Here is a 14,666-nt window from a genome sequence, read left to right as displayed (position 1 = left end):
TAATGAAGAAAATTGATAGAAGAGGGTTTTTGCTATATGCTTTCGACCGTCCGTTCCTTTATTCAGACGCATCAGCTGCTTGAGCCGAATTCGACTGTTGTAGTTGGTGTATCAGGTGGACCTGATTCTCTTGCTTTGCTACATTTTTTTTATACTATTCGACATGAATGGAAAATCAAGCTTGTTGCTGCTCATGTAGATCATATGTTTCGCGGTCTACAATCAGAAGAAGATATGAATTTTGTGAAACATTTTTGCGCTCAGTTCGGTATTATATGTGAGGCAACACAAATTGACGTTCCTTCTTTCCAACGTCAGACCAAGATAGGTGTACAGGAGGCAGCTCGCATATGCCGTTACCGTTTTTTTCAGGAAATCATGGAGAAGCATTCTGCTTCTTATGTAGCGTTGGCGCATCATGGTGACGACCAAATTGAAACAATTTTAATGAGGCTTGTTCGTGGAAGTAGCCAGAAGGGATATGCCGGGATTCCGGTTAAGCGGCCATTTCACGATGGTTATATCATCCGTCCATTTTTATGCATCAGTCGGGATGATATTGAAGCATACTGTTATGATCATGGCCTTCAGCCTCGCTACGATGAAAGCAATACGAAAGATAGCTATACAAGAAACCGATTTCGCCACGTGCTCCTTCCTTTTTTGAAAAAAGAAAATCCGCGTGTCCATGAACGGTTTCAATATTATAGTGAAACGATGATGGAGGATGAAGCCTTTTTAGAGGAATTAACGGAGCAAGCGATGAATAAGGTAATGGAAAAGCAATCTGACGAAATTACTTTGCGGATTCAGCCGTTTCAAGCGATGCCTAAGCCTTTACAAAGAAGAGGGATTCAACTAATATTGAACTGTCTTTATGATGGAAAGCCTTCCTCTTTGTCCTCGTTACATATAAAAAATGTGTTAGCCATTTTAAACAATAACCATCCTTCAGGCAGGCTGGATTTTCCAAATGGTCTAAAAATCATTCGTTCTTATGATAGCTGTACCTTCACGTTCCAAGAAAAGAAAACAGGGGCTTATATGGTCGAATTTGATGCAGCCATACCAACAACGTTGTATTTGCCAAATGGATGTGCAATCATAAGCGAATTTTGGGAACACTATCCGAGGGAGCGAAAAGGAAATGCCATACTGGTTCTAGATCCAGAAACGCTTGAACTTCCTCTGCGTGTGCGAACAAGGCGCAAGGGTGATCGCATGACATTAAAAGGGATGAAGGGAACAAAAAAAATCAAGGATATTTTTATTGAAAAAAAAATCCCTTTGCATGAACGAGATAGCTGGCCTGTACTTGAAGATGGACAAGGGAGAATTTTGTGGCTTCCAAAGCTAAAAAAATCCGCTTTTGAAGCAACTGATGTTACAAAAATGCGATATCTTGTATTACACTATAAAGAGCAATGAACATCTAGGAGGAAAAAAGAAAATGGGGATGAATCAAGATATTCAAAAAGTTTTAGTGACACAGGAACAAATACAGGAAAAGGTAAAGGAGCTAGGTAAACTGCTTACAGAGGAATATGACGGACGGTTTCCGCTGGCTGTGGGCGTGTTAAAGGGGGCAATGCCTTTCATGTCGGATTTGCTAAAGCATATTGATACATACTTAGAAATGGATTTTATGGATGTGTCTAGCTATGGAAATGCGACGGTGTCATCTGGAGAAGTCAAAATCTTAAAAGATTTGAATACGTCTGTTGAAGGACGTGACATCTTAATTATCGAGGACATTATTGACAGCGGTCTGACCCTGAGTTACTTGGTAGAGCTGTTCCGCTACCGCAAAGCAAAATCGATCAAGATTGTGACGCTTTTAGATAAACCAGCTGGACGAAAAGCAGATATTGAAGCAGATTATGTTGGCTTTGTCGTTCCGGATGAGTTTGTGGTGGGGTATGGGCTAGACTATTGTGAAAAATATCGCAACCTTCCTTATATCGGTGTGTTAAAGCCTGAAGTATACAGCAAATAAAGCGGCAGTCCATACGGTGAATTGGTTGTGTTGGAATGATTTTCTATGGTACTATTGAATATAGCGTGTTTCATATGGGAGGAGGCAAGAAATGAATCGGATCTTCCGTAATACGATATTTTATTTACTAATTTTTCTCGTGGTCATTGGCGTTGTCAGCTTCTTTAATGGGAGCAACCAGCGGACTGAACCGATGACATACGATGCTTTTATTACCCATCTAGAAAACGGTGATGTCAAAACGTTTTCCATGAAGCCGGAACGTGGCGTATACGAGATTAGAGGTCAGCTAAAAGACTATCGTGAAGGCCAGTATTTTTCTACGTATGTAATGAACAGTGATCCTGTTTTAAACCGTATTGACGCGGCGGCTAAACGGACGAGAGTAGAAGTGATGCCGGCGGATGAAACAAGCGGTTGGGTGACGTTCTTTACGTCGATTATTCCGTTTGTTATCATTTTCATTTTATTTTTCTTCTTGCTGAATCAAGCGCAAGGCGGCGGCAGCCGAGTAATGAATTTCGGAAAAAGCCGCGCAAGACTTTATAACGAAGAAAAGAAAAAAGTGCGCTTCCGCGATGTGGCTGGCGCAGATGAAGAGAAGCAGGAACTTGTAGAGATTGTGGAATTTTTAAAAGACCCGAGAAAATTTGCCGAGTTGGGTGCTCGCATTCCAAAGGGAGTGCTGCTTGTTGGACCTCCTGGTACAGGGAAGACGTTGTTAGCTCGTGCGGTAGCTGGAGAAGCAGGAGTTCCGTTTTTCTCCATCAGCGGTTCGGACTTTGTAGAAATGTTTGTAGGTGTCGGTGCATCACGCGTGCGTGATTTGTTTGAAACTGCGAAAAAGAATGCGCCTTGTATTATTTTTATTGATGAAATCGATGCGGTCGGTCGTCAGCGTGGTGCGGGGCTTGGCGGTGGACATGATGAACGCGAGCAAACGCTGAACCAATTGCTTGTGGAAATGGATGGATTTAGCGGCAATGAAGGCATTATTATTATTGCGGCAACGAACCGTCCAGACATTCTTGATCCAGCATTGCTGCGCCCGGGCCGCTTTGACCGTCAAATCACGGTAGATCGCCCGGATGTGAAAGGGCGTGAAGCGGTGTTGCGAGTCCATGCCCGCAACAAACCATTGGATGAATCTGTTGATTTAAAAGCCATTGCTATGCGCACTCCAGGATTTTCTGGCGCTGATTTAGAGAATTTGCTCAATGAAGCAGCTCTCGTAGCTGCGCGGCAAAACAAAAAGAAAATTGATATGAGCGATATTGACGAAGCTACCGATCGCGTCATCGCCGGGCCGGCGAAAAAGAGCCGCGTGATTTCTGAGAAAGAGCGTCGCATTGTTGCTTACCATGAAGCGGGACATACGGTTATCGGCATGGTATTAGCTGATGCGGAAATGGTTCATAAAGTAACCATTGTGCCACGCGGGCAAGCAGGTGGCTATGCGGTAATGTTGCCAAAAGAAGATCGTTACTTTATGACCAAGCCAGAGTTGTTAGATAAAATTACTGGCTTGCTGGGCGGCCGTGTCGCTGAAGAAATCGTCTTTGATGAAGTGAGCACAGGAGCCCATAACGATTTTCAGCGTGCGACAAACATTGCTCGTCGGATGGTAACAGAGTTCGGAATGAGCGATAAGCTTGGCCCAATGCAGTTCGGCCAGTCTCATAGCCAAGTGTTTTTAGGCCGCGATTTGCATAGTGAGCAAAACTATAGCGATCAAATCGCATATGAAATTGACTTAGAAATCCAGCGAATTATTAAGGAATGCTATGATAAAGCCAAAAATATCCTAACAGAGCAACGGGATAAACTAGAGCTTATTGCCCAAACATTACTCCAAGTGGAAACGTTAGATGCAGAGCAAATTAAACATCTTTTTGAGCATGGAACGCTTCCGAATCGTACGGGAAATGGAGAGCAACAAGAAGACGTAAAAGTAAATATTCATACAAAGAAAGAAGAAGAATAAGATGTCTCTTTTTACAGAGGCATCTTTTTTCATCATATCAGAAATTACCGCTCGTTCTTTTTTTAGAAGTAAGGCGCTGTCTAGCTTCAAGCGCCATCGATGGACACTTTGCGTGCTTCTTACCTTGCAGGCAATTTTTCTATTCTTATGGTATGATGGAAAGGCAAGAATGTGTGAAAAGTGGGGATGAAGCGATGATTTTTGTGTTAGATGTCGGAAATACTAATACTGTATTAGGGGTATATGATGGAGATGAGCTAAAGCATCATTGGCGTATTGAAACAAGCAGGGGAAAAACAGAAGATGAATATGGAATGACGATTAAAGCACTCCTTAATCATGTCGATCTTCATTTTTCTGATATTGATGGAATTATTATTTCTTCTGTTGTGCCGCCGATCATGTTTGCGCTTGAACGAATGTGTCACAAATATTTTCATATTAAACCACTCATTGTTGGACCAGGAATTAAGACAGGACTCAATATTAAATATGATAATCCGAAAGAAGTAGGGGCAGACCGCATTGTCAATGCTGTTGCGGGTATCCACCTTTATGGGAGCCCGTTAATTATCGTTGACTTTGGAACTGCCACAACATATTGCTATATCAATGAACATAAACAATATATGGGAGGAGCGATTGCTCCGGGAATCACGATTTCAACAGAAGCTTTGTATTCTCGTGCTGCTAAATTGCCAAGGATTGAAATTGCGCGTCCAGATGATATTATTGGGAAAAATACCGTCAGTGCGATGCAGGCTGGTATACTATATGGTTATGTTGGACAGGTCGAAGGCATTGTATCACGGATGAAAGAAAAAAGTGCCATTCCTCCGAAGGTGATTGCAACTGGAGGGTTGGCTTCTTTGATTGCCAACGAATCGAACGTAATTGATATCGTTGATCCATTTTTAACATTAAAAGGACTGCAACTCCTTTATATAAAAAATGCAGATAAAAAATAAGAAAAGGTGAATGAAATGTCAGACTACTTAGTAAAAGCTTTGGCTTATGATGGACAAGTAAGGGCGTATGCAGTACGAACCACAACGACCGTTGGAGAGGCACAGCGACGTCATCAGACATGGCCAACGGCTTCTGCCGCTCTTGGCCGCGCTATGACAGCCGGTGTTATGATGGGAGCGATGCTAAAAGGAAATAGCAAGCTCACCATTAAAATCGAGGGAGGGGGCCCACTTGGCGCCATTATGGTTGACAGCAATGCCCAGGGAGAAGTCAGAGGGTATGTGACCAATCCGCAAGTCCATTTTGACTTAAATCAGTACGGCAAATTAGATGTAGCCAGAGCAGTAGGGACAAACGGAACGTTGACGATTGTGAAAGATTTAGGGCTGCGTGATTTTTTCACAGGTCAAGTTCCTCTTGTGTCTGGAGAGCTTGGAGAGGATTTCACATACTATTTTGTTTCGTCTGAGCAGGTGCCTTCCTCTGTTGGAGTTGGGGTGCTTGTAAACCCTGATCATACAATCCTAGCAGCCGGCGGATTTATTATTCAGCTGATGCCTAATACAGAAGAACAAACGATTCATGAAATTGAACGAAGGCTTCAAGCCATTCCTCCGGTTTCAAAAATGATTGAAAAAGGAGCGACTCCTGAAGAGATTTTAGAAGAATTGTTAGGCAAAGGAAATGTAAAAATTCTTGAAACTCTTCCTGTTGCTTTTGTATGCAGCTGTTCACGAGAAAGAATTGCAAATGCCCTTATCAGCTTAGGCCCCGAAGAGATTCAAGCGATTATTGATGAAGAAGGGCAGGCTGAGGCAATGTGCCATTTTTGCAATGAGGCGTATCATTTTACAACACGGGAGCTATATGAATTAAAGAAAATGGCTGAATCGTCGACCGAGTAAAAAATTAAATAATTGACAATTGAGAAAATAGTTGATAAATTTTAAACAAATTCTATAAAATTACTCGGGATTAGGGGTGGATAAAAAATGGCACGTGCAGTAAACTCTATTACAGAATTAATCGGAGACACACCAGCAGTAAAATTAAATCGCATCGTGGACGAAGACAGCGCAGATGTATACGTAAAGCTGGAATTTATGAATCCAGGCAGCAGCGTGAAAGACCGTATTGCTTTAGCAATGATTGAAGCCGCTGAAAAAGAAGGAAAGCTAAAGCCAGGAGATACACTTATTGAGCCGACAAGCGGCAATACTGGAATTGGCTTAGCGATGGTAGCGGCTGCGAAAGGATATAAAGCCATTCTGGTCATGCCTGATACAATGAGCTTGGAACGGCGTAATCTATTGCGGGCATATGGTGCGGAGCTTATATTGACACCAGGCAGTGAAGGAATGCGAGGAGCGATCAACAAAGCGGAAGAGTTGGCTAAAGAACACGGCTATTTTATGCCACAGCAATTTAAAAACGAAGCGAACCCGGAAATCCATCGAATTACGACAGGAAAAGAAATTGTAGAACAAATGGGCGATCAGCTGGATGCGTTTATTGCTGGAATCGGTACTGGTGGAACGATTACAGGAGCTGGCGAGGTACTGCGTGAAGCCTACCCAAATATTAAAATTTATGCAGTAGAGCCTGCAGATTCTCCTGTGTTATCAGGAGGAAAACCGGGACCGCATAAAATCCAAGGCATTGGCGCTGGATTTGTCCCAGATATTTTAAATACAGATATTTACGACGAAGTCATTGCTGTAAAGACAGAGGAAGCATTTGAGACTGCTCGCCGCGCTGCCCGCGAAGAAGGGATTTTAGGAGGCATTTCATCAGGGGCAGCTATCCATGCAGCTCTAAAGGTAGCCAAGCAGCTCGGAAAAGGAAAAAAAGTATTGGCAATTGTTCCAAGTAATGGAGAGCGTTACTTAAGTACAGCGCTATATCAATTCGAAGAATAATGAAAAGTCGCATATCTCGGCAGGGAATACTCCCTGTCGAAATTTTTTTATAGTACAATAAGTATGGTGCAACAAAGGAAGGGAGGTATGGACCTTTTATGAGACTGAGGCGAATACTCAAAAAAAAGATTGCTTATCAGCATAAGGAGTGGTTCAAACAATATCAATGGCTCGCACAAGATGAGCCTTATCATATTTTGCTAGAAAGTGGACGTTCAGGGCGTTACAGCATTATCGGCTTGCGCCCAGCCGGAATGGTACAAGGAAGCGGACAGGAGCTTTTGCTTCGCTATCGAGGAGAAGAACTGAAGCTACAAGGAAATCCGTTACATTTGCTAAAGCGATGGTTTTCGCAATGGAAGACGGATTTTGATGATGATGGTCCCGATTTTCAAGGGGGATTGATGGGCTATTTTAGCTATGATTGTGTCCGCTATATCGAACGCCTTCCTTCCCAAGCAGAGGATGATCTTAAAGTTCCAGATCTTTATTTTTTAATTTTTGACGATATTGTTGTTTATGATCATGAGGAACAAGCTCTGCATCTCATTGTTCATTATGTAGAGGAAGAACACGAAGATGCACAAAAGCGTCTTTCGCTTTATGAATTCTTATGGTTACAGGAGAGCAAGCAGCCGAATGGGTGGTTTTTTACTCCAAAGGCGCAAAGCGAATCTGTTTCCATGACAGAAACGGAGTTTATGGAGGCGGTTGAAAAAGTTCGGCAATATATCGGGCAAGGAGATGTGTTTCAAGTCAACCTGTCAGTGCGGCAATCCAAGCCTTTGTTCACACATCCATTTCACATTTATGAAAAGCTGCGTCTGTTAAATCCTTCTCCATATATGGGGTATCTTCATTTTCCGGAATTTCAGGTGGTGAGCGGCTCACCAGAATTGCTTATAAAAAAGCGAAAATCTCGTTTGAGTACAAGACCGATTGCGGGGACACGTTCGCGAGGCAGTACAGCGGAGAAGGATCAACAAATCGCTAATAAGTTGTTAGAAAACGAGAAAGAGCGAGCAGAACATCTCATGCTTGTTGATTTAGAGCGCAATGATTTAGGTAGAGTATGCAAATATGGTACAGTAAAAGTAGATGAATGGATGACCATTGAGACATATTCTCATGTCATGCATATTGTATCGCATGTATCAGGAGAAATGAAAAAGGAAAAAGACGTTTTTGATGTGATAGAGGCCGTGTTTCCAGGCGGGACGATTACCGGCGCTCCAAAAGTGCGCACGATGGAAATCATTGAGGAATTAGAGCCAGTGCGACGTGGAATCTATACCGGATCAATTGGCTGGATCGGCTTTAATGGAGATATGGAGTTTAATATTGCGATTCGAACCATGATCGCCAAAGACGGGATGGCGCACGTACAAGCTGGCGCCGGGATTGTCATTGATTCTCGGCCACCGCATGAATACAAAGAATGTTTGAAAAAAGCAAGAGCCCTGTGGCAAGCAAAAGAGATGAGCGAAGCAGAGCGATTATTTATGACGAGGTGAGAAAAGATGATTTTAATGATCGATAACTATGATTCATTTACGTACAATTTAGTTCAATATTTAGGAGAATTAGGTGAGGAGTTAATTGTCAAACGAAATGATGAGATCGATGTGCAGGGCATACAACAATTGAATCCTGATTTTCTAATGATCTCGCCTGGGCCATGCAGTCCGAATGAAGCGGGGGTCAGCTTGGCAGCCATTGAGCACTTCGCTGGCAAAATTCCTATTTTCGGAGTGTGTCTCGGCCATCAATCCATTGCACAAGTGTTTGGCGGGGAAGTGGTTCGTGCGGAAAAGCTGATGCATGGAAAAACATCACAAATCTTACATGATGGAAAAACGATTTTTTCGGGGGTTCCAAATCCATTTACAGCTACCCGCTATCATTCATTAATTGTAAAAAAGGAAACATTGCCTGAATGCTTCGACATTTCAGCGTGGACAGAAGACGACGAGATTATGGCAATTCGTCATAAAACGCTGCCTATAGAGGGGGTTCAGTTTCATCCTGAGTCGATCATGACTGTATATGGGATGGAGCTTTTGAACAATTTTATTCAAACATATAAAAGGAATCGGTAATCCATGTATGTATATATAAATGGTGAAGTTATTCCGAATGAACAGGCCCGTATTTCGCCATTTGATCACGGTTTTATGTATGGATTGGGGGTCTTTGAAACCTTTCGTACTTATAATGGTCATCCGTTTTTGCTGGATGACCATCTTGCACGCCTTCATAAAAGTTTAGTGGATATGCAAATCCGTTTTTCAGTTAGCCGGGAAGAGACAATCGCAATCATTCAGCAGCTATTAGCAGCTAATCGCTTAGAAGATGCTTATATTCGCTTAAATATCTCAGCGGGAATTGGCGATATTGGTTTGCAAACTGATGCATATACTGAGCCGACTGTTATTGTATATATGAAATCATTGCCGGAAATAGCTGTAAAAGAAAAAATGTGTACCATTTTAAAAACAAGGAGAAATAGTCCCGAGGGAGAAACGCGTCTTAAATCGCATCATTATTTTAATAATGTGCTTGGTAAGCGCGAGATGAGAAACCATCCTCACATGGAAGGGATTTTTCTGAATGATTATGGCTTTCTTGCTGAAGGAATTGTCTCCAATCTGTTTTGGGTGAAAGACGGAATTGTATATACTCCAGCGCTGGAAACAGGAATTTTAAATGGAGTTACACGACAGTTTATCATGGCTATGCTCGGCGCATCAGGAATTCGCTGTGAAGAAGGACTTTACACCTTAAAGGATTTAGAACAAGCAGAAGAGGTATTTTTAACGAACTCAATTCAAGAAATTGTTCCCGTTTCGCGAATCGATCATTTCGTTTATCCGGGTGAACGCGGCGTCTTTGTTCAATCTTTGAAGGCCCATTATGCTTGCTTCACACATTCTTTATGGACAAGATATCAATTAACAGAAAGGATCAGTATGGAACAATGAATGTGATTCAGTGTGGACCGTATACACTTGATATAAAGCAAAAAACAATCATCATGGGAATTTTAAATGTAACACCTGATTCATTTTCGGATGGAGGAAAATTTAATGCAATCGATCGCGCTGTTGAACATGCCAAGCAATTGGTAGATGCTGGAGCAGATATTATTGATATTGGGGGGGAATCGACGCGCCCCGGAGCTGAGAAAGTAGCACTAGAAGAAGAATTAAAACGAGTGATACCTGTAATAAAAGCGTTGGCCAATGAAATAAAGGTTCCTATTTCTGTAGACACTTACAAGGCAGAAGTAGCGAAGCAAGCTATTGAGGCGGGAGCGCATATAATTAACGATATATGGGGGGCTAAAGCCGATACGAAAATGGCAGAAGTAGCTGCTCATTATCAAGTGCCGATTATTTTAATGCATAATCGCCATCAAGTAGATTATAGAGACTTAATTAACGATATGATTTCTGATCTGTTGGAAAGTGTGGAGTTAGCCAAAAAAGCTGGGGTGAAGGACGAAAATATTATTTTAGACCCGGGCATCGGATTTGCAAAAACAGCTGAGCATAATCTGCAAGTCATGAGACATTTGGACAAGTTTGTACAATTAGGCTATCCATTGTTATTAGGAACATCGCGAAAATCATTTATCGGCCATGTTCTTGATTTGCCAGTCCATGAGCGTATGGAAGGGACGGGAGCCACGATTTGTTTAGGGATTGCGAAAGGGGTTCACATCGTTCGTATTCACGATGTTCAGCCGATCGCTAGAATGGCAAAAATGATGGATGCCATGATAGGGAAAGGGGGCGATGGCCATCGATAAAATTTATCTAAACGCAATGGAGTTTTATGGATATCACGGGGCCATCCCAGAAGAAAATAGATTGGGGCAGCGATTTATAGTTGATTTAGTGATTGAGACTGACTTGAAAAAAGCAGGAGAAAGCGATTGTTTAGATGATACGATTAATTATGCCGCTCTATATGAAATATGCCGTGAAATCGTGGAGGAGCAGCGCTTTAAACTGATTGAGGCGGTGGCGGAACAAATTGCTTGCCATGTTTTATCTGCGTTTTCTTCGATTCTGCAATGCACGGTCAAAGTTGTGAAGCCGAATCCGCCTATTAAAGGCCATTACCAATCTGTAGCGGTAGAAATAGTAAGGAGACGTTAAATGGAAAACTGCGCATATATTGCCTTGGGATCTAATATTGGACAACGTATTCTTTATTTATACAAAGCTGTTCAAAAACTAGCGGAACATCCGCAAATCTCTGTTATTCAAACTTCCTCTATTTATGAAACGGATCCGGTTGGCTACATCCAACAGAACAAGTTTTTAAATATGGTTGTGCAAATTCAAACATCGCTATCTCCTTTTGAACTATTGGAAGAAACGCAAAAAATTGAGCAGGAGCTTGGGCGAAAACGAGAGATTCGTTGGGGACCGCGTACGATAGACCTTGACATTTTATTATATAATCGTGAAAATATTGAAACAGAACAACTTACCATTCCGCATCCGCGAATGGCAGAAAGAGCGTTTGTATTAGTTCCGTTGTTTGAGCTTAATGAGAAAATATACATTCCAAATTTGAATGGTGATTTATCGTTATGTATAGATCAATTATTAAATAAAGAAGGGGTATATTTATGGAAGCAGAAAAGTGGGGGAGACGTATTCGCGCTTTTCGAAAGCTAAAAGGCTACACACAAGAGAGATTTGCCAAACAGTTGGGCATTTCTGTATCGGTTTTAGGGGAAATTGAACGAGGCAATCGCCTGCCGACAGAACAGTTTTTACAAATGGTAGCTCAATGCTTAAACATTACGGTTGAGGAGCTCTCGCCACCAGAGATCATAGCGGGAGAAGAAAGGAGGGCAAGAAATGTTTAAAATTGGTGATGTTCAGATCAATAACCGTGTTGTTCTAGCGCCAATGGCAGGAGTGTGTAATTCTGCGTTCCGCCTGACGGTGAAGGAATTTGGTGCGGGGTTGGTCTGTGCAGAAATGGTCAGTGATAAAGGAATTTTGTTCAATAATGAAAAAACATTAAATATGCTTTATATTGATGAACGTGAAAAGCCGCTAAGTTTGCAAATTTTTGGCGGAGAGAAGGAAACGCTTGTCGAGGCAGCGAAATTTGTCGATAAAAATACAAATGCTGATATTATTGATATTAATATGGGATGTCCTGTTCCAAAAATCACAAAATGCGACGCTGGAGCTAAATGGTTGCTAGATCCGAATAAAATTTATGATGTCGTAAGTGCTGTCGTCGATGCGGTTGAAAAACCTGTAACAGTAAAAATGCGTATCGGCTGGGACGAAGATCATATTTATGCAGTGGAAAATGCCCAAGCAGTAGAGCGCGCAGGCGGCAAGGCTGTTGCTGTTCACGGGAGAACAAGAGTGCAAATGTACGAAGGAAAAGCAGATTGGAATATCATTAAACAGGTAAAAGAAGCTGTTAATATTCCGGTGATTGGAAATGGAGACGTACAAACTCCTCAAGATGCCAAAACAATGCTTGATGAAATAGGCGTTGACGGCGTTATGATCGGTCGTGCTGCTTTGGGAAATCCATGGATGATTTATCGAACAGTTCGCTATTTAGAAACTGGAGAATTGATACCAGAGCCATCTGTCCGAGAAAAAATAGATGTGTGCATTTTGCATTTAGATCGTCTCATTGCTTTAAAAAATGAGCATATTGCGGTCAAAGAAATGCGCAAACACGCCGCTTGGTATTTAAAAGGCGTACGTGGAAATGCAAGGGTAAGAAATGCCATTAACGAATGCAATACTCGGGAAGAGCTGGTCAATCTTTTAAGACAGTTCGTTGAAGAAGTAGAAGCAAAACAACAGAGTGATGCGCAGGCTGTGTAAGTGAAGGAATATATGTCATGACTATTTACTGTCAGCCTTTGCTGACAGTATTTTTAATAAATTAAAAAATGGAGTGAATGGAATATGAGTCACGAAGAATTGAATGACCAATTACGAGTACGTCGAGAAAAACTAAGCAAACTAAGACAGAAGGGTATTGACCCATTTGGAAAACGATTTGAACGCACGCATAAAGCCGAAGAGCTTTTTGAATTATATGGAGGTTTATCAAAAGAAGAATTGGAAGAAAAGAATATCCAGGTAGCCATTGCAGGCCGCATTATGACAAAAAGGGGAAAAGGAAAAGCTGGATTTGCCCATATTCAAGATTTGACAGGTCAAATTCAAATTTATGTGCGAAAAGATGATGTTGGTGAAGAACAATATGAAATATTTGATACTTCCGATCTAGGAGATATCGTTGGTGTTCAAGGAACCGTTTTTAAAACTAAAGTAGGCGAATTGTCGATTAAAGTATCCGCTTATGAGTTGCTAACAAAGTCTTTGCGGCCTCTTCCAGAAAAATATCATGGCTTGAAGGATATTGAACAGCGTTATCGTCAGCGTTATCTGGATTTAATTGTAAATCCAGAAAGCAAAAATACATTTATTACTCGTAGTTTAATTATTCAATCGATGCGTCGTTATTTAGATACTCATGGATATTTGGAAGTAGAGACACCGATGATGCATTCCATCGCTGGAGGAGCAGCGGCGCGTCCGTTTATTACGCATCATAATGCTCTAGATATTCCGCTATATATGCGGATTGCCATTGAATTGCATTTGAAACGGCTTATTGTAGGTGGATTAGAAAAAGTATATGAAATTGGCCGTGTATTCCGCAATGAAGGAGTTTCTACACGACATAATCCAGAATTCACGATGCTTGAGTTATATGAAGCGTATGCGGATTATCAAGATATTATGAACCTGACGGAAAATATGATTGCCCATATCGCTCAAGAAGTACTAGGTACAACAAAAATTCAATACGGAGAGCACGAAGTAGACTTAACCCCACAATGGAAACGGCTTCACATGGTGGATGCTATTAAAGAATATGTGGGAGTAGATTTTTGGCGGCAAATGACGGATGAGCAAGCTCGCGAATTGGCAAAACAACATGGCGTGGAGGTAGCGCCACATATGACATTTGGTCATATTGTCAATGAGTTTTTCGAGCAAAAGGTAGAAGATAAACTCATTCAGCCGACTTTTATTTATGGTCATCCAGTGGAGATTTCTCCGCTAGCGAAGAAAAATCCGGAAGATCCTCGATTCACTGATCGTTTTGAGCTGTTTATTGTAGGGCGTGAGCATGCTAATGCATTCACAGAATTAAACGATCCAATCGATCAAAGAGAGAGATTCGAGGCACAGCTTAAAGAGCGTGAGCAAGGCAACGATGAAGCACACGAGATGGATGAAGATTTTATTGAGGCTCTAGAATATGGGATGCCACCAACAGGTGGATTAGGAATAGGAATCGACAGATTAGTTATGTTGTTGACTAATTCACCATCGATTCGTGATGTATTACTATTTCCGCAAATGCGTAATAGATAAAAGTTATACTAAAAAATCCCCTGTGAAAGGAATTCATGGGGGATTTTAATTTATTTTTTTAATAAAAACTATTGATTTATTTTCGTGCAAGTGATATATTAAAAAACGTCGCTTTTAGTCGATCAAAAACAGTAATGAATAGTTAAAAAAGTAGTTGACAAGCTAAAAGACAAATGTTATATTGATAAAGTCGCCTGTGAGCGATAAGATAAATGTTCTTTGAAAACTGAACAAAACGAAGCGTTAATCGAAAAATTTCGGTATGGTCAACCGAAATTTAAATAATAGCCAATCAACTTTCTTTTGGAGAGTTTGATCCTGGCTCAGGACGAACGCTGGCGGCGTGCCTA

General features: G+C 41.4%; 15 protein-coding genes. All 15 read left to right on the top strand.

Annotation, left to right across the window (positions count from 1 at the left end; translation table 11 throughout):
- Window positions 1-36: 36 nt before the first annotated feature.
- The 15 genes from tilS to lysS all read left to right on the top strand — a co-directional run bounded on the left by tilS (window position 37) and on the right by lysS (window position 14,316).
- A complete protein-coding gene (gene tilS, locus GGQ95_RS16875; RefSeq protein WP_066151185.1) occupies window positions 37-1,428 on the top strand; it encodes a tRNA lysidine(34) synthetase TilS in 1,392 nt (463 codons plus the stop codon).
- 22 nt (window positions 1,429-1,450) lie between these two features.
- Window positions 1,451-1,996: a hypoxanthine phosphoribosyltransferase gene (gene hpt / locus GGQ95_RS16870; RefSeq protein WP_044743282.1), complete on the top strand. Its 546-nt coding sequence runs from the start codon at window positions 1,451-1,453 to the stop codon at window positions 1,994-1,996.
- A gap of 91 nt (window positions 1,997-2,087) precedes the next feature.
- Entirely contained in the window at window positions 2,088-3,980 is a 1,893-nt protein-coding gene (gene ftsH, locus GGQ95_RS16865) for an ATP-dependent zinc metalloprotease FtsH (RefSeq protein ID WP_044743283.1), read from the top strand.
- 194 nt (window positions 3,981-4,174) lie between these two features.
- On the top strand, window positions 4,175-4,948 hold the full coding sequence (locus GGQ95_RS16860) for a type III pantothenate kinase (protein ID WP_183187197.1): 774 nt from the start codon (window positions 4,175-4,177) through the stop codon (window positions 4,946-4,948).
- Window positions 4,949-4,963: 15 nt separating this feature from the next.
- Window positions 4,964-5,854: an Hsp33 family molecular chaperone HslO gene (gene hslO / locus GGQ95_RS16855; RefSeq protein ID WP_183187196.1), complete on the top strand. Its 891-nt coding sequence runs from the start codon at window positions 4,964-4,966 to the stop codon at window positions 5,852-5,854.
- Between the two features lie 87 nt (window positions 5,855-5,941).
- Window positions 5,942-6,868: a cysteine synthase A gene (gene cysK, locus GGQ95_RS16850; protein WP_066151178.1), complete on the top strand. Its 927-nt coding sequence runs from the start codon at window positions 5,942-5,944 to the stop codon at window positions 6,866-6,868.
- A 98-nt stretch (window positions 6,869-6,966) separates the two neighbouring features.
- On the top strand, window positions 6,967-8,382 hold the full coding sequence (gene trpE / locus GGQ95_RS16845; RefSeq protein ID WP_183187195.1) for an anthranilate synthase component I: 1,416 nt from the start codon (window positions 6,967-6,969) through the stop codon (window positions 8,380-8,382).
- A gap of 6 nt (window positions 8,383-8,388) precedes the next feature.
- On the top strand, window positions 8,389-8,967 hold the full coding sequence (gene pabA, locus GGQ95_RS16840) for an aminodeoxychorismate/anthranilate synthase component II (protein ID WP_183187194.1): 579 nt from the start codon (window positions 8,389-8,391) through the stop codon (window positions 8,965-8,967).
- A gap of 3 nt (window positions 8,968-8,970) precedes the next feature.
- Entirely contained in the window at window positions 8,971-9,849 is an 879-nt protein-coding gene (gene pabC / locus GGQ95_RS16835) for an aminodeoxychorismate lyase (protein WP_183187193.1), read from the top strand.
- Window positions 9,846-10,679 carry a dihydropteroate synthase gene (gene folP, locus GGQ95_RS16830; protein ID WP_159719166.1) on the top strand — a complete coding sequence of 278 codons (834 nt, stop codon included), beginning with the start codon at window positions 9,846-9,848 and terminating at the stop codon, window positions 10,677-10,679. The genes pabC and folP overlap by 4 nt, the downstream gene beginning before the upstream one ends.
- Entirely contained in the window at window positions 10,672-11,031 is a 360-nt protein-coding gene (gene folB / locus GGQ95_RS16825; RefSeq protein WP_066151252.1) for a dihydroneopterin aldolase, read from the top strand. The genes folP and folB overlap by 8 nt, the downstream gene beginning before the upstream one ends.
- Window positions 11,032-11,559: a 2-amino-4-hydroxy-6-hydroxymethyldihydropteridine diphosphokinase gene (gene folK, locus GGQ95_RS16820; RefSeq protein ID WP_066151165.1), complete on the top strand. Its 528-nt coding sequence runs from the start codon at window positions 11,032-11,034 to the stop codon at window positions 11,557-11,559.
- Window positions 11,511-11,753: a helix-turn-helix domain-containing protein gene (locus GGQ95_RS16815; protein WP_066151163.1), complete on the top strand. Its 243-nt coding sequence runs from the start codon at window positions 11,511-11,513 to the stop codon at window positions 11,751-11,753. The genes folK and GGQ95_RS16815 overlap by 49 nt, the downstream gene beginning before the upstream one ends.
- Entirely contained in the window at window positions 11,746-12,747 is a 1,002-nt protein-coding gene (gene dusB / locus GGQ95_RS16810) for a tRNA dihydrouridine synthase DusB (RefSeq protein ID WP_183187192.1), read from the top strand. Before GGQ95_RS16815 ends, dusB begins: the two co-directional genes overlap by 8 nt.
- Window positions 12,748-12,831: 84 nt before the next feature.
- On the top strand, window positions 12,832-14,316 hold the full coding sequence (gene lysS / locus GGQ95_RS16805) for a lysine--tRNA ligase (protein WP_080859996.1): 1,485 nt from the start codon (window positions 12,832-12,834) through the stop codon (window positions 14,314-14,316).
- The last annotated feature ends 350 nt before the right edge of the window (window positions 14,317-14,666 follow it).

Origin of the sequence: Anoxybacteroides rupiense, from assembly GCF_014196195.1 — a bacterium.
Taxonomy (GTDB): domain Bacteria; phylum Bacillota; class Bacilli; order Bacillales; family Anoxybacillaceae; genus Anoxybacteroides; species Anoxybacteroides rupiense.
The sequence above is the reverse complement of the archived record's forward strand: the minus strand, read 5'-3'. Positions and strand labels throughout refer to the sequence as shown.